We start from the raw sequence: 22874 nt of genomic DNA on the forward strand, positions 1-22874 counted from the left end.
GGGCAAATAGGCAATTCGACGAAGCACCAACAAGCAGCACTCCTGATTTATCACCATCTCCTACCGGCCAGACTGCAAGATGGTTCTCAAGAATCTGATCAAGGCAAGGAAAGGACACGAACAGACGCTGTCGGACGACATGCAGCTCGTGGGTTCCGGCTTGCTGCCGGGCTTCGAGGCGTTGCCGACCGTCGTGCTGGTGCTCGAGAAGCGCACGCTGCGGGTCGCGTTCGCGAATCCGTCGGCGGAGTCGATGCTGGAGATGTCGCGCAAGCAACTCACGCAGATGGCGTGGCCCGACATCTTCTCGAACGGGGACGAACTGATCGCGACGATCACCGCGATCGCCGCGCACCGTTTTCACGCGACGCATCTGGACGCCGTGCTCGAACGACCCGGCCACGAACCGCTGCACGTCCATGCGATCGTCGGCTTTCTGGAAAGCGCGCAGGACTACGTGTTGCTCGAGCTGTTCGAGAACGAGCGGCATCTGCGCACCGACCGCGAAGAACGCATCAACGACCTGACGGCCGTCAACAAGCATCTGATCCGCAATCTCGCGCACGAAATCAAGAATCCGCTCGGCGGCATTCGCGGCGCCGCGCAGCTGCTCGAGTTCGAACTCGGCGAGCGTCAGCGCGACGAGTTGCGCGAGTACACCCAGGTCATCATCAAGGAATCGGACCGGCTGCAGACGCTGGTCGACCGCTTGCTCGAACCGCACCGGCATCCGCATATCGTCGGCGACGTAAATATTCACGAGGTGTGCGAGCGCGTGCGGCAGGTGATTCTCGCGGAGTTTCCGCGCGGTCTGACGATCGAGCGCGACTACGACGTCAGCGTGCCGGATCTGCGCGGCGACAAGGAGCAACTGATCCAGGCGCTGCTGAACATCGTGCGCAATGCGGCCGAAGCGCTGCGCGAACGGATCTCGCAGGGCGATGCGCGCATCGAGTTGCGCACGCGCATCGCGCGCAAGGTCACCATTTCAAAACGCTTGTGCAAGCTGGCATTGGACTTGCATATCATCGACAACGGCCCAGGCATTCCCGAAGAGATTCGCGACCGCATTTTCTATCCGCTCGTGTCGGGGCGCGAGGACGGCAGCGGTCTCGGTCTCACGCTCGCGCAGACCTTCGTGCAGCAGCACGAAGGTCTGATCGAAGTGGACAGCCGGCCGGGCCATACCGAGTTTCAGATTCTGCTGCCGCTCGACCTCTAGATTCCACCAAGCACCTTAAGACTTCTGACCGACCTATATGAAGCCGATCTGGATAGTAGACGACGATCAATCAATTCGCTGGGTGCTCGAGAAAGCGCTGGCGCGCGAGAACTTCGCGACGCGCAGCTTCGCGAACGTGCGCGAAGCGTCGGCCGCGCTCGATCACGACAGCCCCCAGGTGCTGGTCTCCGATATCCGCATGCCCGGCGGCTCCGGGCTGGAGTTGCTGCAAACCGTACGCGACAAGGTGCCGGGCTTGCCGGTCATCATCATGACCGCGTTCTCGGATCTCGACAGCGCGGTCGCCGCATTCCAGGGCGGCGCGTTCGAGTATCTCGCGAAGCCGTTCGACGTCGACAAGGCCGTCGAGCTGATTCGCCGCGCGGTCGACGAAAGCATGCGCGGCGAGCAGACATGGGACGAGCGCGTCGCCGAAGCGCCCGAGATGCTCGGCCAGGCACCCGCGATGCAGGACATGTTTCGCGCGATCGGCCGGCTGTCGCATTCGGCGGCCACCGTGCTCATTACCGGCGAATCAGGCACCGGGAAGGAACTGGTCGCGCGTGCGTTGCACCGACATAGCCCACGCGCGAACGGCCCCTTCATCGCGTTGAACACGGCCGCGATCCCGAAAGATCTGCTGGAGTCCGAACTGTTCGGTCACGAGCGCGGGGCGTTCACGGGCGCGCAGGCGATGCGCCAGGGGCGCTTCGAGCAGGCCGAGAACGGCACGCTGTTTCTCGACGAAATCGGCGACATGCCGTTCGATCTGCAGACGCGCCTGTTGCGCGTGCTGTCGGACGGGCAGTTCTATCGCGTGGGTGGCCACAATCCGTTGCGCTCGAACGTGCGTGTGATCGCGGCGACCCACCAGAACCTCGAATCGCGTGTGCGGCAGGGCCTGTTTCGCGAGGACCTGTATCACCGTCTGAACGTGATCCGTCTGCGCTTGCCCGCGTTGCGCGAGCGCAGCGAAGACATCCCGCTGCTCACGCGTCATTTCCTGCAGAAGAGCGCGCGTGATCTCGGCGTCGAACCGAAGCGCGTGTCCGACGAGGCGCTCGCGTATCTCGCGTCGCTGCCGTTTCCGGGCAACGTGCGGCAGCTCGAGAACCTCGCGAACTGGCTCACCGTGATGGCGCCCGCGCAGACGATCGAGATCAAGGATCTGCCGCCCGATCTGGTTCCCGCGCACGGCGCCGGGAGCGAGCCGGGTGCCGCTGCCGCTGCCGGCGCGACGACGGACGGTGCCGTCGCGGCCAATGCGGGATACGCGAGCGGCGCACCGCTCGTGGGCACGAACGGCAACACGCTCGTGCATCCGGGCGGTGCGGCCGGGGTGTCGGTCGCCGCGGCGCTCAGCGCATGGGAAGGCGGTTTGCGTACCGAGGTCGCGCGCATGCTGCGCGAGAACGCGGCCGACGTGATGGACGAACTCGCGCGCCGCTTCGAAGCGGCCGTGATCCGCGAGGCGCTCGACTTCACGCGCGGCCGCAAGGTCGAGGCGGCCGAGCGGCTCGGCATCGGCCGCAATACGATTACGCGCAAGATTCAGGAATTGAATCTCGAACCTTGACGCGCTGGTGTTGAGCGATCCTGCATCGCAGGCGAAGGCGGCTCAGGCCGCCTTCGTCGTTTTTGCGTCGCGCCGCGCGGCAAACCGGCAAGCACCGCGCACGAGGCATAATCATCGCTGTTCCGATCCAACAGCCGACGATGCCAGCTTCTTCCGCTCCTCCCGCTCCTCCCGCTCCGTTCGAGTGGCCGCTTTCCCCCGATCCCTTCCTGTCGCTCGAAGAGCTGTACGACGCCGACGCGCTCGCATGGGTCGAGGCGCAGAATGCGCGCACGCGCGCGGCGTGGTGCAGCGGCGCGTCGTTCGACACGCTCAGAGGCCGGCTCGCCGATGCCTATCTGCCGCGCGAGCGTCCGGTGATTCCGGATCGCTGGAAGGACTGGGCTTACGATCTGTGGCAGGACGAGCGCAATCCGCGCGGCATCTGGCGACGCACCACGTGGGCCGCATGGCGCAACGGTGCGCGGGAGTGGCAGAACCTGCTCGACTTCGACGCGCTCGGCGCGGCCGAAGGCAAGCCGTGGGTCTGCGTCGATCTCGACATTCTCTATCCGGACGGCGACCGCGCGCTGATCACGATGTCGCCGGGCGGCTCGGATGCGCTCGTCGTGCGCGAGTTCGATCTCGACGCGCAGCGTTTCGTCGACGCTGGCTTCGCGATCGCGAAGGCGGGCAAGCACACGGTGTCGTGGATCGATCGCGACACGCTCTACGTCGGCTGGGACAACGGGCGCAAGACGTTGACGCGCTCCGGCTATCCGCGCGATGTGCGGCGCTGGACCCGCGGCACCGCGCTCGCCGATGCGCCCGTCGTGTTTCGCGGCGAGTTTGGCGACATCGGCGTGGAGGCGCATTACGATCCGGTCGATCGCCGGCATACGGTGACGAGCAGTGTCGACTTTTTCGATTCGCACACCTATTACCTCGACGCCGTGAGCGACGCCTGGCATCGTTACGACGTGCCGTCGCACGTCGCGGTGGGTGCGTGGCAGGGTTGGCTGCTGCTCGAGCCGCGGCTCGACTGGGACTGCGAGTGGGACGGCAAGCTCGTGCGCCATCCGGGCGGCGCGCTGCTCGCGATTCGCGAGGACGCATTTCTGCGCGGCGAGCGCGACGTAACGCCGCTCTTCACGCCGACGCCGCTGACCTCGGCCTGCGACTGGTCGCATACGCGGCATCATCTGATCGTGTCGTATCTCGACGATGTGCGCGGCAAGACCCTGATCTGGACGCCGTCGCAGCGCGAGGACGGCGCATGGCACTGGCGCGAGCGCATGTTCGCGTCGCGCGGCGACGCGCAGGTCGATGTGTCGCCGGTCGAGTCGACGCTGAACGACGAAGTGTTCGTCGACACCGACGATTATCTGCAACCGCCAGCCTACTGGCTGTCCGATCTCGCGCCCGACGAGCCCGGCGAGTGGGAGTTGCTCGACCGCTGGCCGACACAGTTCGACGCGACGCAGGTTGCCGTGACGCGCGGACATGCGGTATCGGCCGATGGCACGCGGGTGCCGTACACGGTGATTGGACCGGCGCAAGCATCGTCATCGCCGGGCGATGAAAAGCCGCCGCGTCCGTGTCTGCTGAGCGGCTACGGCGGCTTCGCGATTCCGCTGCTGCCGAGCTATCTGACGGGGCAGGGCATCGGCTGGCTCGAACGCGGCGGCGTTTACGTGGTCGCGCATATTCGCGGCGGCGGCGAGTTCGGCACGCGCTGGCACACGGCGGCGCAGGGCGAGGATCGCCAGCGTGCATTCGATGATTTCATCGCGGTCGCCGAAGCGCTGATCGCGACCGGCGTGACCAGCGCCGCGCAGCTCGGCATTCAGGGCGGCAGCAACGGCGGTCTGCTGGTGGCCACCTGCATGGTGCAGCGGCCGCAGCTATTCGGCGCGGTTGTGTGCGAGGTGCCGTTGCTCGATATGAGCCGCTATCACCTGCTGCATGCGGGCGCTTCGTGGATCGACGAGTACGGCGACCCTGACGAACCCGACGAAGCGCGCGCGCTGGCCGCGTATTCGCCGTATCACAACCTCGCGGCGGGCGTGATGTATCCGCCGGTGCTGTTCACGACGTCGACCGCCGACGATCGTGTGCATCCCGGCCACGCGCGCAAGATGGCCGCGCGCATGCAGGCGCTGGGTGCGCAGCAGGTGTGGTATCGGGAGAATACGGAGGGCGGACACGGCGGCTCCGATGAGCTGGAGCAGGCCGAGCATGATGCGATGGTGTTCGGCTTCTTGTGGAGTGTGCTGGGCGACGCTTGAAGCGATACTCAAGCGAGGCAGCGCTGCCTCGCTTCGTCGCTGCTTTCCGAATCAACCCGGGATCGACCCGGACTCGACCCGGGATCAACCGAGCTGCGCGAACACCGGCGCGTGATCCGACGGCTGCTCCCACTTGCGCGGCAGCTTGTCGATGTCGCACGCCGAGCAGATCTCCGCGAGTGCCTTCGACAGCAGGATGTGATCGATGCGCAGCCCCGCGTTGCGACGGAACGCCATCATCCGGTAGTCCCACCACGAATAGATTTTCTCCTGCTGCTCGAACTGGCGGAACGCGTCGAGCAGACCGAGGCCGATCAGACGCACGAACGCCGCGCGTTCCTCCGGCGATACCAGATTCTGACCTTCCCATGCCTTCGGATCGTGCACGTCGCGATCTTCAGGCGCGATGTTGTAGTCGCCGAGCAAGGCGAGCTTCGGATGCAGCGTCATCTCGGTTGCGAGCCAGTCGTGCAGTGCGTCGAGCCAGCGCAGCTTGTACGCGAACTTGTCGGTGCCGGGCGCCTGGCCGTTCGGAAAATACGCGGAGACGATGCGCACGCCGTCGATGGTCGCCGCGATCACGCGCTGCTGCGGATCCTCGAAACCGGGGATATTGCGCACGATGCTGTTTTCGTCGACGTTCAAACCTTCGCGCACCAGAATGCCGACACCGTTATAGGTTTTTTGACCCGCGTACCAGCTGCGATAGCCGACTGCTTCGAGTTCGGCGCGCGGAAATTTTTCGTCGGGGAGCTTCAGTTCCTGCAGGCACAGCACGTCGGTGCCGCTGCTCGCGAGCCAGTCGATGACGTGTTGCTGGCGGACTTTGAGGGAGTTGACGTTCCAGGTGGCGATTTTCACGAAGATATCCGATGCGAGCGTGATGAGAGCAACGCCGATTATAGCGGGGGCCTCACCGGCGCAAAGTCGGCGCCTGCCAGTCGCCCGCGCGCTGTTCACATGCCGAGATAGTAGCGCCACAGCACCGTCGACGCGGTCAGGAACGCACTGATCGCAAGGAATCCACCACAGACGACCAGTTGAGCCATCGCGCGCCTTTCGCTCGTCGATTGGCTGCCAAGTCCATAGGCGACGAGCAGTGCCGGCGCGGTGAAGTAGCGGCCCTGCACACCGACGATGAATTGGGCGGGCTGATCCGTCCATGTGATCAGCATGGCCAGGAACGCGAGCCCGAGTGCCGCGGCCGCGCAGAAAATCGGCAACCAGCGCGCGCAGCGCGACACATCGCGCGAGAACGAGATCGCCGCGGCGACGATCAGCGCCACGGCGGCCGACAGATAGATCGAAGCCGGCATCGGCGTATCGAGCCATCCGAGAATGCCGACGAACGAGTGCCAGTAGAAAGCCAGGTACCCGGGGTCCGAGAGCGTACGCGCGAATACCGCAATCAGCTCCATCGGATGATGCGCGTACATCGACAGGATCTGTCCGGTGCTCATCGAGCGCGGGTGGCCCATGTTCACGACGCCGAGCCCGTGGATGATCCAGGCGAGCGCGCCGAGCGTGGCGATAGCGGTCACGACCAGCGCGCGCCGGTCACGGCGCACCCAGAACACGGAAGCGGGGAATAGCGCAATCGGGAAAAGTTGTGGTCGACTCGACATCACGAGGAAGGCCGACAGGATCAACAGTACGCCCATCCATGTGGGAAAGCTCCGCTCGCGTTCGAGTCCGTGCCGGAAAAGACTGGCCGACAGGATCAGCCACGCGATCGAGATGCCGTCCTGGGTAGCGCTGGCAATCTGGAACATCGTCATGGGCAGCGCCAGCACGCAAATCACGAGTGCGTTCGGCCGGAAGATCTGGAACGACAGCGCAAGCAACGCGGCGATGGCCGCGAGCGACGCGGCGCGCGCAAGGCGGTACGAAGTGCCGACGCGCAGATTGAGCGTCTGGCCGATTCGCAGACCGATGGCCTGCGGAATATACGCGAGCGGAAAGTAGGGCGATGCGTTCGGCATCGGGTCGAAGCTTCGCGTACCTGACCATCGGATCTCGTTCGCGTCGTGGATCGTTTGGGGCGTCAACGTCGTGTGCGGCTTGTTCGCTACGGCGTTCAGATAGGCCGCCATGAAATCCTTGAGCCCGTCGTCGATGTCGCCGCCGGTGGATTGACCCGACGGCGTGTGCACGTGCGACCCGATCGATAGCAGATAGGCGCGCTTCAGGTGGTCCCCCTCGTCCGGCGATTGCATGGGCGGGATGATGGCCGACAGGATGCTGCCGAGAATAACGATCGCAAAAAACACGACTGCGCTTTGTTTTAGTTGTCGCATGGGTAATTAAGGTCTCGTGGTTGGGGCCGCGATGATTCGGGCGTGGTCCAAGCCCTGGTGTGGCGATGGGGAACTGCCTTCGGAGATGCGACATTTTACTTGCTGCGTGCCTCGCGCAATGCGTGGAATACGGGGCTGTGTCGGGTGTCTGGCAGATCGGATCGGTCTTTACTGATGGCGCAGATGCGGTGTCGCAAATCGCGTGCTCATGCGCAAATGTTCGCGCAAGGGTTTGACATTTTGTCCGCGACCTTATATAATCTTTTTTCTCTGACGCGGGGTGGAGCAGTCTGGCAGCTCGTCGGGCTCATAACCCGAAGGTCGTAGGTTCAAATCCTACCCCCGCAACCAAGCATTGTTGAAAGCCCGCATCGCGCAAGCCATGCGGGCTTTTTGACGTTCAGCGCTTCACTTTGCTCGTGGCGCAGTCTGAAGCCCATCATCACTGTTCCCCGATCGCCCAGTCCACTGCCGCATGCGCATGCAACGCCGTGGTATCGAACACAGGCAGCACCGAATCTTCCGGCTTGATCAGCAGCGTGATCTCCGTGCAACCGAGTATTACCGCCTGCGCGCCACGCGCGGCCAGATGCTCGATCACGCGTTGATAGACTTTGCGCGACCCGTCGTCCACGTTACCGTGGCATAGCTCGTCGTAAATGATGCGGTGCACGTCCGCGCGCTCGTCGTCATCGGGTACGAGCGTGTCGAGTCCGTAGCGCTCGCGCAGCCGGCCCGTATAGAACGTCTGCTCCATCGTGTAGCGCGTGCCGAGCAGGCCCACGCGCTCGACGCCCGCCGCGCGCAGCGCCGCGCCGGTCGGATCGGCGATGTGCAGGAACGGCACCGTGATGGCCCGCTCGATCGATTCGTACACGCGATGCATCGTGTTCGTCGCAAGGATCACGAGATCGGCGCCGCCGCGTTCGAGCTGGCGCGCGGCGTCGGCCATCTGTTCGCCGAGCGCGTGCCAGTCGCCGGCGCGCTGGTTCGCCTCGATCGACGCGAAATCGACGGTCAGCAGCAGACTGCGCGCGTTGTGATGACCGCCTAGCCGCGCCTTCGCGTGGCGGTTCAGCAGCCGGTAATACTCGCTGGACGACTCCCAGCTCATCCCGCCGATCACGCCGATCGTTTTCATCTGTACGCTCCGTCAATGCATGGCCGAAACGGCGAGTATAGGCGCGTCGCATCGCTGGCCGCCGGTACGGATTGCGCCGCGCGGGCCGGTACGCATCGGCAACGCTATTCGCAATGAGCGCCCGCATTTTTCTGGCGCCGATAGAATCGTAGCGAGTCCGAACGCGATCAACCGGAGCGATACATGGATCTGATCATCCGCCGCGCGACGCTGCCGCGCAGCGCCGCCCAGCTGTCCCCGCATCACCAGTCTGCGCATCACCGGTCTCCAATCGACATTGGCATCGACGCGGGCCGCATCGTCGCGCTCGAGCCGAAGCTGGCCGCGAGCGCGCGCGACGAAATCGACGCGGCAGGTTCGCTCGTCACGCCGGCGTTCGTCGATCCGCATTTCCATATGGACGCGACGCTGTCGTACGGTTTGCCGCGCGTGAACGCATCGGGCACGCTGCTCGAAGGCATCGCGCTTTGGGGCGAGCTGAAACCCGATCTCACGCAGCAAGCGTTGATCGAACGCGCGATGCAGTATTGCGATTGGGCCGTCGCTCGCGGCCTGCTCGCGATCCGCAGCCACGTCGACGTGTGCGATCCGCGTCTGCTTGCGGTCGAGGCGTTGCTCGAAGTGAAGCGCCGCGTTGCCCCGTATCTGGATCTGCAACTGGTCGCTTTTCCTCAGGACGGTCTGCTGCGCAGCGCCGGCGCTTTCGACAACCTGAAGCGCGCGATCGGCATGGGCGTCGACGTGGTCGGCGGCATTCCGCATTTCGAGCGCACGATGGCCGACGGCGCGCAGTCGGTGCGCATGCTGTGCGAGTACGCGGCCGAGCAGGGCCTGCGCGTCGACATGCATTGCGACGAATCGGACGATCCGCTGTCGCGCCACATCGAAACGCTCGCGGCCGAAACCCACCGGCTCGGCCTGCACGGACGCGTCGCCGGTTCGCACCTGACGTCGATGCATTCGATGGACAACTACTACGTGAGCAAGCTGTTGCCGCTGATGCGCGAGTCGGGCGTCGCGGCGATCGCGAATCCGCTGATCAACATCACGCTGCAGGGCCGCAGCGACACCTACCCGAAACGGCGCGGCATGACGCGCGTGCCGGAGATGCTGGCCGCGGGTATCACGGTCGCATTCGGCCACGATTGCGTGATGGACCCGTGGTACAGCCTCGGTTCGGCCGACATGCTCGAAGTCGCGCAGATGGGCCTGCATGTTGCGCAGATGACCAGCGTCGACGGCATGCACGCCTCATTCGACGCGGTGACCGTGAACGCGGCGCGCATTCTCGGTCTGGACGACTATGGCGTCGCGCCCGGCTGCGCGGCCAATCTCGTCGTGCTCGATGCGCGCGACGAGCTCGAGGCGATCCGTCTGCGCGCCGCGCGGCTCGCGGTGGTGAGCCGGGGCAGGGTGGTGAGCCGGGCGCCGGCCGCGAGCGCGACGTTATCGCTCGAAGGGCGGCCTGAGCAGGTCGATTTCAAGCTGCATCGCGCGTAGCGACGTGCGGGTCGCGCATGAATGAAAAAACGGCGGCCTGCTCGCGCAGACCGCCGGTCTTTTAACGGCATCGCTCGTTCAGCGCCGTCTCGTCCACGCCGAACCAACGATCATCGCGACGCCCGAATTGGTCAGTGCGTCGCTCAGTACGTCGCTTAGTGCGCGGCACCCGGCGCCATGCCGTTATGCCGCAGCAGCGCATCGATATTCGGCTCGCGGCCTCGGAACGCCTTGAACGATTCCATCGCCGGACGGCTGCCGCCCACTTCGAGGATCTCACGTCGATAGCGCATGCCGGTCGACTGATCGAGCACGCTGCCCGCGGCTTGCGCGGCTTCCTCGAACGCCGCGTACGCGTCGGCCGACAGCACTTCCGCCCACTTGTAGCTGTAGTAGCCGGCCGCGTAACCGCCCGCGAAAATATGGCTGAACGTGTTCGGCCAACGCGAGAACGGCGCTTGCGGCACCACATGGAAGCGTTCGTTGATTTCGCGCGCGAGATCGTTGGCGCTCTTCGAGCCGTTCGCGTCGAAGCCGGTATGCAGTTGCATGTCGAACATCGAGAACACGATCTGCCGCAGCGTGCCGAGGCCGCTCTGGAAGTTCTTCGCGGCCAGCATCTTGTCGAACAGTTCGCGCGGCAGCGGCTTCGCGGTATCGACGTGCGAGGTCATATCCGACAGCACGTCCCATTCCCAGCAGAAGTTCTCCATGAACTGCGACGGCAGTTCGACCGCATCCCATTCGACGCCGTTGATGCCCGACACGCCGAGCTCATCGACGCGCGTGAGCATGTGGTGCAAGCCGTGGCCGAACTCGTGGAACAGCGTGATCACTTCGTCGTGCGTGAAGCAGGCGGGCTTGCCGCCCACCGGTGCCGAGAAGTTGCAGGTCAGATACGCGACCGGCGTTTGCACCGCGCCATGCGCGAGCTTGTGGCGGCCGCGCGCGTCGTCCATCCAGGCGCCGCCGCGCTTGCCTTCGCGTGCATACAGGTCGAGATAGAACTGCGCGACGAGGCCGCCGTCCTGATTCTCGACGCGGAAGAAGCGCACGTCCGGATGCCAGACGGCCGCTTCGTCGCGGCGGATGCGCACGCCGAACAGCGTCTCGGTGACCTTGAACAGGCCCTTGAACACCGCGTCTTCCGGGAAGTACTGCTTCACTTCGTTTTCCGAGAACGAATAGCGCTTCTGACGCAGACGCTCGGCGGCGAACGTCATGTCCCACGGCTGCAGATCGGTCATGCCGAGTTCGTTCGCGGCAAATTCGCGCAGCTCTTGCCAGTCCTGCTCCGCATGCGGACGCGCGCGCGTGGCGAGGTCTTCGAGGAAGGCCATCACCTGCGCCGGCGATTCGGCCATCTTCGGTGCGAGCGACACTTCGGCGAAGTTGCCGTAGCCGAGCATCTGCGCTTCTTCGGCGCGCAGCTTCAGTTCGTCGGCGAGCACCTGGGTGTTGTCCCACTCCGTCTTGCCGTTGCCGTATTGGGCGCCGAGCTCGGACGCGCGGGTCACGTACGCGCGATACATCGCTTCGCGCATCGAACGGTTTTCCGAGTACTGCATGACCGGGAAATACGACGGGAAGTGCAGCGTGAATTTGTAGCCGGTCTTGCCGTCGCGCTCGGCGGCTTCCTTGGCGGCCTCGATCACGTCTTCGGGCAGCCCTGCCAGTTGTGCCTCGTTGCCCGCCTCGACGAGGTACGCGTACGCGTTGGTCGCATCGAGCACGTGATCCGAGAACGCTTTCGACAGCGCCGCCTGGCGCTCCTGCAATTCGGCGAAACGCGGCTTCTGGTCTTCGGGCAACTCGGCGCCCGACAGGCGGAAGTCACGCAGCGCGTTGCTGAGGATTTTCTTGCGCTCGCCGTTCAGCGACGCGAATTCGTCGCTCGCGTTCAGTGCCTTGTACTTCTCGTAGAGCGCGAGATTCTGGCCGACGCTCGACCAGAACTCGGTCACGCGCGGCAGGTTGTCGCCGTACACGGCGCGCAGCTCGGGCGTATCGGCGACGGCATTCAGATGGCCGATCACGCTCCACGCGCGCGACAGCGGCTCGGTGGCGCGCTCGACCGGTTCGACGACGTCGGCCCACGATGCCGGCGTGACCGGCAGCGCGGCACGCTCGACGGCGGCAGCCGCATCGGCGAGCAGCACGTCGAGGGCGGGCGTCACGTGTTCAGGCCGGATGGAGCCAAAGCGCGGCAGATCGGAAAAATCGAGGAGCGGGTTGTCTTGAGGCGTGGCGGTAGTGGACATAAGGCTTCCTGTCTGACGCGGGTGAAGGGGCCGGCGCGGCGGCGCTCGCGCGTGCGGTCTCGTGATGTGTTAGTCGACGATCGGCGCACGGCGCGCGGCGGCACCGGGTATGGACAGTATTGGGGCGGGGGGCGCCGATTCCAATCCGTCGGCTGACAAATTAACAGATGTTGCGGTGTGCCGGGCGCGTTGGGGCGGGACGTGGGCCGCGAATTCCGGCGGCGCGGTGATGAGGCGGTGGTTCGGTGGGAGAGGGGAGCGGAGGTCGGTCGGAGAGGGGCGGAGGGCAAGCGGACGATGGCAAGGCGCAGGAGTCGCCTCACTCCGCCTCACACTCGCCGCCCGGCCATCACGCCTTCGCTGCGTTCGCCTCGCGCTCGGCCGCTTCGATCGTGTTGACCAGCAGCATCGTGATCGTCATCGGGCCGACGCCGCCCGGCACCGGCGTGATATGGCCGGCCACTTCCTTGACACCCGCGAAGTCGACGTCGCCGCACAGCTTGCCGGCTTCGTCGCGATTCATGCCGACGTCGATCACCGTCGCGCCCGGCTTCACCATCTCCGCGGTCAGGATGTTGCGCAGGCCGGTCGCGGCGACCACGACGTCGGCGTTGCGTGTGTGCGCGGCTAGATCGCGCGTCTTGCTGTGGCAGATCGTGACGGTCGCGCCCGCTTCGAGCAGCAGCAGTGCCATCGGCTTGCCGACGATGTTCGAGCGGCCGATCACCACCGCGTTCGCGCCCTTCAGATCGATGCCGTAGGCCTCGAACATCTTCATCACGCCATACGGCGTGCACGGACGGAACAGCGGCTGACCGGTCAACAGGGCGCCCGCGTTGGCAACGTGGAAACCGTCGACGTCCTTCTCGGGTGCGATCGCCTCGATCACCTTGTGGCTGTCGATGTGCTTCGGCAGCGGCAGTTGCACGAGAATGCCGTGGACGGCCGGATCGCGGTTCAGCTCGTCGATGCGCGCGAGCAGGTCGGCTTCCGGCAGGTCGGCCGGATAGCGGTCGAACGACGAGCCGAGGCCGTTGTCGTGGCAGGCCTTCACCTTGTTGCGCACATACACTTCGCTGGCCGGATTGTCGCCGACCAGAATCACGGCGAGGCCCGGCTGATGGCCGCGAGCGGTCAGGGCGGCGGCGCGCGCGGCGACGTCGGCGCGCAGGGTCTTGGAGAGGGCGAGGCCGTCGATCAGTTTGGCAGTCATGGTCGGTCGAACGTTGGTCGAAGTTGGGATCGGGAAGCGGATCGGGGGCAGGCGCGTCGGCAGGGAGGGGCGAAGCGCTCGCGCGGAGGGGGCGCGCGACGGTGTGCTTCGGCCGATAGGCGGAGCCGGTCGCCCTGCGACAGGCGCGCTGCCCGTTCGGGCAAGGCGCCGCTGCAAAGTGCGACATTATACCGGCGCGCGGGAGCGCTTCCGCAGTGGATGTGAGCCAGCGGTCCGGATCGAGGCTCGCCTCGACGGTTGGCTACGGCTGGGTGGGGCGCCAGCTATCGTCCGGATCGAACGACCGGATCGCCGCGGCCGCGCGCGTGCTCTGCGCGCCGAGGTTCTTCTCGTACACCTGGCCGTCCTGATTGACGATGAAGCTCATCACGCCGGTCTTGCCGTAGTCCACCGGCGATGCGATCAGTGCGAAGCCGCCGCTGAGGAGGCCGGCGTCGAGGTAGTTCTTCGCGCCGCCCTGCGCATGCGAGCCCTGGCCGGTCAGGATCCTGTAGTGATAGCCGTAATAACCTTCCTGCACCGGGGTCTTCGGGGGCATCGCTGCGGCCAGCGGCCCGAGCGGGCTCTCGGCTTCGCCGGGGGCGGTCCGCCAGTACAGGCCGTCGTGCGTGCCCGCCGTGCTGACCAAGCGCTGCGCGTAGTGCTGCATGAGGTTGCGATAGTCGTTCTGCGCGTCGACGTACGCGAGCGAGGTCAGGATCGCCGCGCGTTCGTTGCGGCCGATGCGCCGCGTCAGCATTTCGCCCTGCGCGGCCGGCGGATCGAAACGCCAGCCGTGCGCGACCTCTACGAGCGGAATCGGCAGCGTCCAGCCGCTGTCGCCGACGGCAAGATGCGCGCTCGCGCGACCGTTGCCGCTCGCCGGATCCGCGACGATCTGGTGACCCTTCGCCCATGCGCCGAGGAACTGGTCGATGTCTTCCTGGCCGATCCCCTCGGCCGGGATGAAGCGGCGGAAATCGTTGCCGAGCACGTGCTTGAGTGCGGGCTCGTCGTTGCTCGCGAGCGCATCGACGAACGCATTGGCGGCCGCGTCCGCGCTCGGATAGACGGCCTGTGCGTGAACGAAGCCGGCGACGGCGAGCAGGATCGGCGCGGCGAGCAGTGCGCGCGCCGAGGGGCCGCCGGGACGCTCCATGTAGCGAAGCCAAACGCGCAAGCGGTCACGGCGACCGGACGCATCAGCCAAGGCCTGAACGCGGGCGCCCGTCGCGCCCTTTGCAAATAAGCGCTTCATCAGAGACTCCTCCTCGACGTTCGACGCGTTCAACGACGACGGCCACCGAAGTGAGGCTGGCCGCCACCGCCGCCACCGCCACCGCCGCCACCGCCGCCGCCGAACCCGCCACCCCCGCCACCGCCACCGCCATGGAACCCGCCGCCGTGCTGCATGCCACCGCCGTTCGCTCCGGGGTTGCCGCCCCGAGAAGCTTGCATGCCGCCATTCGCGCCCATTTGTCCGCCCTGATGCTGCGCGTACGACTGGCGGCTCGCCTGGCCGCGCTGCATATCCTGGCGCGAGGCATTGCCGTCGCCGGCGCCGCGCAGCGCGTTGTCGCGATTGACGTTCTGCGCGCGATTCTGCAGATTCTGATTCTCGACGCCGCCCTGATGGATGCCTTGCACGCGCTGGCTCGCGCTGCCGCCGAGATTCTGCCCGGTGCGGTTCTGCAGTGTCTGCTGGGCCTGGGCGCGCTCCTGGTCGCGGCCGCGGTAGGCATCGCGCTGCGCGTTGAGGTTGGCGTTGTTCAGGTTGGCGTTGTTGACGTTGCGATTCAGGTTCGCGGTATTGACGTTGGTATCGCGGTTCCAGTTCGTCGTGCCGCCGCTGGCGTTGATCCGGTTGTTCACGTTGATGTTGTTGTAGCGATTGACGTTGACGTTGACGTCGTGCGTATTCCAGTTGAAGCCGCCCCACAGCGAATTCGCGATCGCGACGCCGGTGCCGAACGCGAGCCCCGCGGCGAGGCCGCCCGCGAGCGCATAGCCCGGAGGCGGCGGCATATAAACGGGCGGATACGCCGGGTACGGCCATGTGCCGTAGACGACCGTCGGGTTGTAGGTCGGCACATACACCACTTGCGGATTGGCCGGCACGATCTGGATCGTGCTTTGCTCGACGATGACCTTCTGCTGCTCGGTCGTCTTCAGATTGCCGGCCGACTGCGCCTGCTTGCGCAGACGCTGCACCGAATCCATCACGTCGCTCGGCTGGGCGAGAAATGCGTTGCCCATTTGCGAGACCCAGTCGGGCTTCGAGGCCATCGTCGCGAGCACCTGCGGAAACGCGACGAGCGACTGCACGCTCGGGTCCCATGGCTCGCTGGCCACCGCCTTGACGGCGGCGTCGCCTTGCTGGTTCGGATTCGACTTCGACCACGCGGCCGCGTCTTGCACCTGCTGCGGAAACGTCGTGGCCATCAGCACCTGCGCGAGCAGCGCGTCGGGGTAGAGCGCGATCGGTGCTGTCAGAGAATCGAGCTGCTGGTTCGAGACTTTCGCGGGGGCTTGCGCATGCGCGATGCTGGATGCGCCCAGCAGGCCGAGACTGGCGACGACGGGCGCGGCCGCCAGCGCGGCGCAGATCGGCCACACTCGCAGCCACACTCGCGGGCGGTGCACTCCGGATCGTTTCACGATGACCTCCTCCCGGTTGGGTGACACTGGGGGTGACTCGCGAGGCGCCGACGCGCGCCACGTGCCGCCACGACGCGTCACGCAGGAATCAGGGAAAGCACAAGCGGTGAGACAGCCAGCGATACGGTTTGCGGCAAGACAAAAGCTGGTGGGGCTGGGGAGAAGCGCGCCGGCGCGACGGGGGTACTCGCAGCGAATGGGGCGATGGCGGCGGCATCCGGTCGATCACACCGGCCGGCTTCGCCCGACCACATCGGGCGCGCAGGATGCCGCACGTGATGCCCCTATCGGTCGCGCATCAGCGACCCCGTTATCGAGCTTTGTATAAGTTAGGAGGCGCGGACGCGCTTGTCAAACCGCGTGGTCACGCGACGTTTGAAGCGCGCTGGCGAATGGCAATGCCTGGCGAATCGCGCGGGGCGACGATTGAGTGGAAGGGCGGAGTACGGTCGATGCGTTGGAGATGCGTGGGCAGCACCTCAGCGCCGGCTCACGAGCGACCCATAGGCCGAACCGCATGGCAGCGATCCGGCCGTCGCGGACTGGTCACGTTGACGGCCCTTCGAACGAAGAGCCGCGTATGACGGCGCGTGCGGCTGCGTGCGGCTATTACTGCGCCGTTTGCGGCTTGTTCGACAACGCGAGTCGCAGCAGGTCGGCGACCGTGTTGACGTTCAGCTTTTCCATGATGTTCGCGCGATGCGCTTCGACCGTCTTGATGCTGATGCCGAGGTCGTCGGCGATCTGCTTGTTCAGGCGGCCCGCGATGATCCGCTCGAGCACCTGATGCTCACGCGCGGTCAGCTTGCCGAGGCGCTCGGCCGCGGCGCGCTGCTGCTGCACGCTGGTGCTTTCGCTGCGCGCCTTGTCAAGCATGCGCTCGACGAGCTTGCGCAACTCGGCTTCGTCGAACGGCTTTTCGATGAAGTCCATCGCGCCTTTCTTCATCGTCGACACCGCCATCGGCACGTCGCCGTGACCCGTCACGAAGATGATCGGCAGCGACGCGTTGTCGGCGATCAGGCGCTCCTGCAACTCGAGCCCGCTCATGCCGGACATCCGCACATCGAGGATCAGACACGCGATCTGGCCCGGATGCTGGTGCGGCTGCCATGCGTCGATGAACTGCTCGGCGCTCGAGAAGCACTGAACGCGGTAGCCGTTCGCCTCCAGCAGCCAGCGCAGCGAATCTCGCACGGCCTCGTCGTCGTCGACGACAAAGACGGTTTCCTGTGTGGTGACTGGGCTGTTCATAGCTCTCCCGTAACGGTTTGTGGTGTCGGCGCCTCGGACCCGCCGTTGCTCGGGCCGTCAGGCTCCCCAATAGGCAGACTGCAGTGGAACGTGGCGCCCGTGATGTGGCCGTCGGATTCGACGTTGTTGACCACCCACAGACGGCCGCGGTGCGATTCGATAATCGAACGGCAAATGTTCAGCCCCATGCCCATGCCATCGGACTTGGTGCTGTAAAACGGTTCGAACAGACGCTCGGCGGTCGCTTCGTCGACACCCGGCCCCTGATCGACGACGCTGATGCAAACGAACCCGCTCTCGAGCCGCACGACCACCCGGATCACCGGGTCGACCGCGTTCGGGCGCGCTTCGGCCATCGCCTCGGCGCCGTTCTTCAGCAGGTTCACCAGCACCTGCTCGATCAGCACCGGGTCGACGAAAATCACCGGCAGCCGTGAGCGCAGATCGGTCACGATGCGAATGCGCCGCTTTCTCGTCTCGATTTCGGCGAGACCGACCGCGTCGGCGACGATGTCCGCGACCCGCGTGGCCTGACGCTTCGGCTCGCTGCGCTTCACGAACTCGCGGATGCGCTTGATGATCATGCCGGCGCGCACCGCCTGCTGCGCGGTCTTTTCGAGCACCGGTAGCAAGTTGTCAGGCGTCGTCCGACCGGATTTAACCAGTGCGACGGTTCCAGAGCAATAGTTATTGATCGCGGCGAGCGGCTGATTCAGTTCGTGCGCGAGCGACGAGGCCATTTCGCCCATCGTCATCAGGCGGCTCGTGAACTGCAGCTTCTCGTCCTGCTGGCGCGCCAGCTCCTGCGCGCGCTTGCGGGTCGTGATGTCGGTCGCGATCTGCATCTGCGCGAGATGGCCGTCGACCCACTGGATGTACTGGCGGCGCACCTCGAACCACTTCTGGATGCCGGGGATGTAGATTTCCTGCGCGTCGGCGGTGCTTTCGGTCAGCGCGGCGGCGGGCAGGCCGACGAAGGTGTCGACCATGTCGATCGAATCGGACGACGCCTGCGAGCTGTCGAAACCGCCGCCCGCGAGTTCGAGATGGCCGTCCGGGCGGATGCCGAACAGATGCCGGTAGTAGCGGTTCGCGAACAGCAGCTCGGCTTCGTCGGCGGCGAGCACCGAGACCGCCGCGTCGAGACTTTCGAGCACAGTCGTGAAGCGTTCGTGGGCGGCGGCGAGTTCTTCGCGCGCGCGCTTCGGCTCGGTGATGTCGGTCATCGACGACATCCAGCCGGTCTGGCGGCCCGAGCTGTCGATCAGCGGCGACACATACAGCCGCGCGTGGAACGTCGAGCTGTCCTTGCGCCGCACGCGCAGCTCGAAGCCGGACGAGGGCGCCTTGCCGCGCAGCGTCATGTCGAGCTGGCGCTGCATCTCGGGGTACGCGTCGCGCGGCCAGTAGGCGAACGGCGCGCTCTTGCCGACGAGGTCGCTTTCGTCCCAGCCGGTCATGCGGCAGAACGCCGGATTGACGTGCGTGATGCGGCCATGCATGTCGAGCACGCGCATGCCGATCAGCACCGAGTTTTCCATCGCGCGGCGGAAAAACGCTTCGGCGTACAGCGCCTGCTGCGCCTCGAAGCGCTGGCGCGTGTGCTTCCACAGACTCCACAGGCTCCACAGCACGAAGCAGGAGAGGCCGGCCACCAGCCATACCAGCGTGTTGTTCGTGAAGTTGGTGATCTGTGGGAACGCGTACACGCGCACCGAGATGCCCTGGCCCGGCGGGTCGAGCGGCAGGTCGTAAAACATGTCGCGCGGCAGGCGCGGGCGGGTCGACGTGGTGGTCAACTCGCGGTTGTTCACGTCGATGATCGAGATCTTGTATTTGGCCGACAGCTCGGGCGGGATGTCGCGCTTCAGAATGCCTTCCACCGAGAACACCGCGGCGACCGTGCCGAGGAAATCGCGGTCGCGGAAGATCGGCGTTTGCAGCGTGATGAAGCCGTTGCCGAGATCGTCGTAGATGAGCGGCGAGTACACCTGGCGGCGTGTGTTGCGCGCCTCGGCGAAACCGGCCTTGACCGCTTCGTCCATCTGCGCGTCGTTCGGCCGCGCGAGCCGCTGGCCGAGCACCGGCGGCGCGGCATTGGGCCAGCGCGGCTGCTGCTGCCCCGTGTACCAGTTCATGTAGAGGATCTCAGGATGCCCCTGCATGATGTCCGTGGTAGTCACCTGGAACGAATGCTCGTCGGCATGGCCGGCGGCGAGGTCGCGCGCGAGCGCCTGAATCTGCTCCTGCGCGCCCGTCATCGACAGGCGGATCTGCTGCTGCGCCCACGCGACGTTGCGGTACAGCGTGTCTTCCTGCTGCTGCTGCTCGCGCCGGTTCAGACTCCACAGAATCAGGCTCATGACGACCAGGAATACCAGGATCGACAGCAGCGGCGTCAGCAAATAGGAATTGGACCACCAGGGTCCGTGGTGCCAGCGCGGGGACGGCGACGAATCCGCCGGCGAACCCGCGGTGCGCGCCGAGCGAGAGAAAAGCCGTTCGGTCAACATGCGTGGCATTGTAGCTCAGCACGTCCTCGACAAATGACGCAAAAAAGCGCGGAAAGTGTAGTTAATCGGCGCAAACTAGCCGACGGATCAGTCGAACGGCAGTCAAACCAGGTTGCGTTGCAGCAATTTTCCGCATTATGAGAATTGATCTCGTAATTTGAAAATTTGGTTGCGCTGACGTCGGGACCCTTATTACAATCGGCCGGAGCTGCCGCGGCCGTTCCTGCGTCCGCGTCGTCTGTTCAAAGTGCGTTCCCCATACCCAGGAGACGAGCATGTCCGCTGTACCCGACGAAGTCATGAAATATGTCGCCGCCGATAAAGACGACGATCCCCAGGAAACCGGCGAATGGCTGGAAGCGCTGGATGGCGTGATTTCTGCTGTAGGCCCTGACCGTGCCCACTACCTGATCGAGAAGCAGATCGAGTTCGCACGCGTGCATGGCGAACATCTGCCGTTCTCCGCCAATACGCCTTACATCAACACGATTCCGGTCGCGCGCCAGGCCAAGAACCCCGGCGACCAGGACATCGAACACCGCATTCGCTCGTACACCCGCTGGAACGCAATGGCGATGGTGCTGCGCGCCGGCAAGGAAACCAACGTCGGCGGCCACATCGCGTCGTTCGCATCGGCCGCCACGCTGTACGACGTCGGCTACAACCACTTCTGGCACGCACCGTCGGCCGAGCACGGCGGTGACCTCGTGTTCGTGCAGGGCCACTCGTCGCCGGGCGTCTACTCGCGCGCGTTCCTGCTCGGCCGCCTGACCGACAAGCAGCTCGACAACTTCCGCCAGGAAGTCGGCGGCGAGGGCATCTCGTCGTATCCGCACCCGTGGCTGATGCCGGACTTCTGGCAGTTCCCGACCGTGTCGATGGGCCTCGGCCCGATCATGGCGATCTACCAGGCGCGCTTCATGAAGTACCTGCAGGCGCGCGGCATCGCGAAGACCGACGGCCGCAAGGTCTGGGCCTTCCTCGGCGACGGCGAAACGGACGAGCCGGAATCGCTCGGCGCGATCGGCATGGCCGGCCGCGAGCGTCTGGACAACCTCGTGTTCGTGATCAACTGCAACCTGCAGCGTCTCGACGGTCCGGTGCGCGGCAACGGCAAGATCATCCAGGAACTCGAAAGCGAATTCCGCGGTGCCGGCTGGAACGTGATCAAGGTCATCTGGGGCAGCCGCTGGGATGCCCTCTTCGCGCGCGACAAGTCGGGCGCGCTGATGCGCCGCATGATGGAAGTGGTCGACGGCGAGTACCAGACGTACAAGTCGGAATCGGGCGCGTTCGTGCGCGAGCACTTCTTCAACACACCGGAACTGAAGGCGCTGGTCGCCGACTGGTCCGACGACGACATCTGGAATCTGAACCGCGGCGGCCATGATCCGCACAAGATCTACGCGGCGTTCACGGAAGCGACCAATTCGAAGGGCCAGCCGACCGTCATCCTCGCGAAGACGATCAAGGGCTACGGCATGGGCGAAGCCGGCCAGGCGATGAACATCACCCACCAGCAGAAGAAGATGCAGGTGGAGCAGCTGAAGAAATTCCGCGACCAGTTCCGCCTGCCGATCACCGACGAGCAGATCGTCGACGTGCCGTACCTGACGTTCGAGGAAGGCTCGAAGGAACTCGAATACATGCGCCAGAAGCGCATGGACCTCGGCGGCTATCTGCCGGCGCGTCGGCAGAAGGCCCAGTCGCTGCCGGTGCCGGAACTGTCGGCATTCGAGCCGCTCCTGAAGGGCACGGGCGAAGGCCGCGAGATCTCCACGACGATGGCGTTCGTGCGGATCCTGAACATCCTGCTGAAGGACAAGGCGCTCGGCAAGCGCGTCGTGCCGATCGTGCCGGACGAGTCGCGTACGTTCGGTATGGAAGGCCTGTTCCGCCAGATCGGCATCTGGAATCAGGACGGCCAGAAGTACGTGCCGGAAGACTCCGACCAGCTGATGTTCTACCGTGAGTCGGAAACCGGTCAGATCCTGCAGGAAGGCATCAACGAAGCCGGCGGCATGGCCGACTGGATCGCAGCCGCGACGTCGTACTCGACGCACGGCGAGATCACGATCCCGTTCTACATCTTCTACTCGATGTTCGGCTTCCAGCGCATCGGCGACCTCGCATGGGCCGCTGGCGACATGCGCTCGCGCGGCTTCCTGCTGGGCGGCACGGCGGGCCGCACGACGCTGAACGGCGAAGGTCTGCAACATGAAGACGGCCACTCGCTGCTGTGGGCCGCTTCGGTGCCGAACTGCATCAGCTACGACCCGACCTTCGGCTACGAGCTCGCGGTCATCGTGCAGGACGGTCTGCGCCGCATGGTCGCCGACCAGGAAGATGTGTATTACTACATCACGGTGATGAACGAGAACTACGAGCACCCGGCGATCCCGCAGGGCGAGACCGTGGCCGAGGACATCATCAAGGGCATGTACTCGTTCAGCAAGACCGCTGCTGATAAAAAGGCGCCGCATGTGCAGCTGATGGGCGCGGGCACGATCTTCAACGAAGTGATCGCCGCGGCCGACCTGCTGAAGAGCGACTGGGGCGTCAACGCCGACCTGTGGAGCGTGCCGAGCTTCACCGAGCTCGCGCGCGAAGGTCACGAAGTGCAGCGCTGGAACCTGCTGCACCCGACCGAAGAGAAGAAGCTGTCGCACGTCGAGAAGCTGCTGAAGGATGCGCCGGGTCCGGTCATCGCGTCGACCGACTACGTGCGTGCGCTGACCGAGCAGATCCGCGCGTTCGTGCCGCAGAAGTTCGTCGTGCTGGGCACCGACGGCTACGGCCGCTCGGACACGCGCGAGAAGCTGCGTCACTTCTTCGAAGTCGATCGCTACTGGGTCACGGTCGCCGCGCTCAACGCGCTGGCGGACGAAGGCACGATCGAACGCAAGGTGGTCGCCGAGGCGCTCAAGAAGTACAACCTTGATCCCGCCAAACCCAACCCGATGACCGTCTAA

The 22874-nt window shown here is 65.3% G+C and carries 14 protein-coding genes and 1 tRNA gene; 6 read left to right on the forward strand and 9 right to left on the reverse strand.

Going from position 1 to position 22874, the window contains the following annotated elements; genetic code table 11:
* The first annotated feature begins 79 nt into the window (after positions 1–79).
* From glnL to EVC45_RS18235, 3 genes are all read left to right on the forward strand, one after another.
* Positions 80–1222 (forward strand): nitrogen regulation protein NR(II), encoded by a 1143-nt coding sequence (gene glnL / locus EVC45_RS18225; protein ID WP_129959337.1) that lies wholly within the window; start codon positions 80–82, stop codon positions 1220–1222.
* A gap of 37 nt (positions 1223–1259) precedes the next feature.
* Positions 1260–2798: a nitrogen regulation protein NR(I) gene (gene ntrC / locus EVC45_RS18230; RefSeq protein ID WP_129959338.1), complete on the forward strand. Its 1539-nt coding sequence runs from the start codon at positions 1260–1262 to the stop codon at positions 2796–2798.
* Between the two features lie 140 nt (positions 2799–2938).
* A complete protein-coding gene (locus tag EVC45_RS18235) occupies positions 2939–5065 on the forward strand; it encodes a prolyl oligopeptidase family protein (protein WP_129959339.1) in 2127 nt (708 codons plus the stop codon).
* An 84-nt stretch (positions 5066–5149) separates the two neighbouring features.
* On the opposite strand, the gene xth is transcribed toward EVC45_RS18235, so the two are convergent.
* Both xth and EVC45_RS18245 read right to left on the reverse strand, forming a co-directional pair.
* Complete coding sequence (xth, locus tag EVC45_RS18240) at positions 5150–5926, reverse strand: exodeoxyribonuclease III (protein WP_129959340.1); 777 nt, start codon at positions 5924–5926, stop codon at positions 5150–5152.
* 95 nt (positions 5927–6021) lie between these two features.
* Entirely contained in the window at positions 6022–7362 is a 1341-nt protein-coding gene (locus tag EVC45_RS18245; RefSeq protein ID WP_129959341.1) for a DUF2142 domain-containing protein, read from the reverse strand.
* 274 nt (positions 7363–7636) lie between these two features.
* Between EVC45_RS18245 and EVC45_RS18250 the strand changes: the two genes are divergently transcribed.
* Positions 7637–7713, forward strand: a tRNA-Met gene (locus EVC45_RS18250).
* A gap of 91 nt (positions 7714–7804) precedes the next feature.
* Here the strand turns inward: EVC45_RS18250 and EVC45_RS18255 are convergent.
* Complete coding sequence (locus EVC45_RS18255; RefSeq protein ID WP_129959342.1) at positions 7805–8503, reverse strand: aspartate/glutamate racemase family protein; 699 nt, start codon at positions 8501–8503, stop codon at positions 7805–7807.
* 183 nt (positions 8504–8686) lie between these two features.
* Here EVC45_RS18255 and EVC45_RS18260 point away from each other — a divergent pair, with 183 nt between their 5' ends.
* Complete coding sequence (locus tag EVC45_RS18260; RefSeq protein ID WP_129959343.1) at positions 8687–10003, forward strand: amidohydrolase family protein; 1317 nt, start codon at positions 8687–8689, stop codon at positions 10001–10003.
* Positions 10004–10158: 155 nt separating this feature from the next.
* On the opposite strand, the gene EVC45_RS18265 is transcribed toward EVC45_RS18260, so the two are convergent.
* The 6 genes from EVC45_RS18265 to fixL all read right to left on the reverse strand — a co-directional run bounded on the left by EVC45_RS18265 (position 10159) and on the right by fixL (position 19902).
* Positions 10159–12264, reverse strand: coding sequence for a M3 family metallopeptidase (locus EVC45_RS18265; RefSeq protein WP_129959344.1), 2106 nt, complete (start codon positions 12262–12264; stop codon positions 10159–10161).
* Positions 12265–12613: 349 nt separating this feature from the next.
* Positions 12614–13477 (reverse strand): bifunctional methylenetetrahydrofolate dehydrogenase/methenyltetrahydrofolate cyclohydrolase FolD, encoded by an 864-nt coding sequence (gene folD, locus EVC45_RS18270; RefSeq protein ID WP_129959345.1) that lies wholly within the window; start codon positions 13475–13477, stop codon positions 12614–12616.
* Between the two features lie 262 nt (positions 13478–13739).
* Positions 13740–14636: a DUF2950 domain-containing protein gene (locus EVC45_RS18275; RefSeq protein ID WP_129959474.1), complete on the reverse strand. Its 897-nt coding sequence runs from the start codon at positions 14634–14636 to the stop codon at positions 13740–13742.
* Between the two features lie 128 nt (positions 14637–14764).
* Entirely contained in the window at positions 14765–16135 is a 1371-nt protein-coding gene (locus EVC45_RS18280) for a DUF3300 domain-containing protein (RefSeq protein WP_129959346.1), read from the reverse strand.
* Positions 16136–16744: 609 nt separating this feature from the next.
* Positions 16745–17389 carry an oxygen response regulator transcription factor FixJ gene (gene fixJ, locus EVC45_RS18285; RefSeq protein ID WP_062129599.1) on the reverse strand — a complete coding sequence of 215 codons (645 nt, stop codon included), beginning with the start codon at positions 17387–17389 and terminating at the stop codon, positions 16745–16747.
* Entirely contained in the window at positions 17386–19902 is a 2517-nt protein-coding gene (gene fixL / locus EVC45_RS18290; protein ID WP_168991500.1) for an oxygen sensor histidine kinase FixL, read from the reverse strand. Before fixL ends, fixJ begins: the two co-directional genes overlap by 4 nt.
* A gap of 275 nt (positions 19903–20177) precedes the next feature.
* Between fixL and aceE the strand changes: the two genes are divergently transcribed.
* Entirely contained in the window at positions 20178–22874 is a 2697-nt protein-coding gene (aceE, locus tag EVC45_RS18295; protein WP_129959348.1) for a pyruvate dehydrogenase (acetyl-transferring), homodimeric type, read from the forward strand.

It is taken from the genome of Paraburkholderia sp. UYCP14C, from assembly GCF_004197395.1.
Classification (GTDB): domain Bacteria; phylum Pseudomonadota; class Gammaproteobacteria; order Burkholderiales; family Burkholderiaceae; genus Paraburkholderia.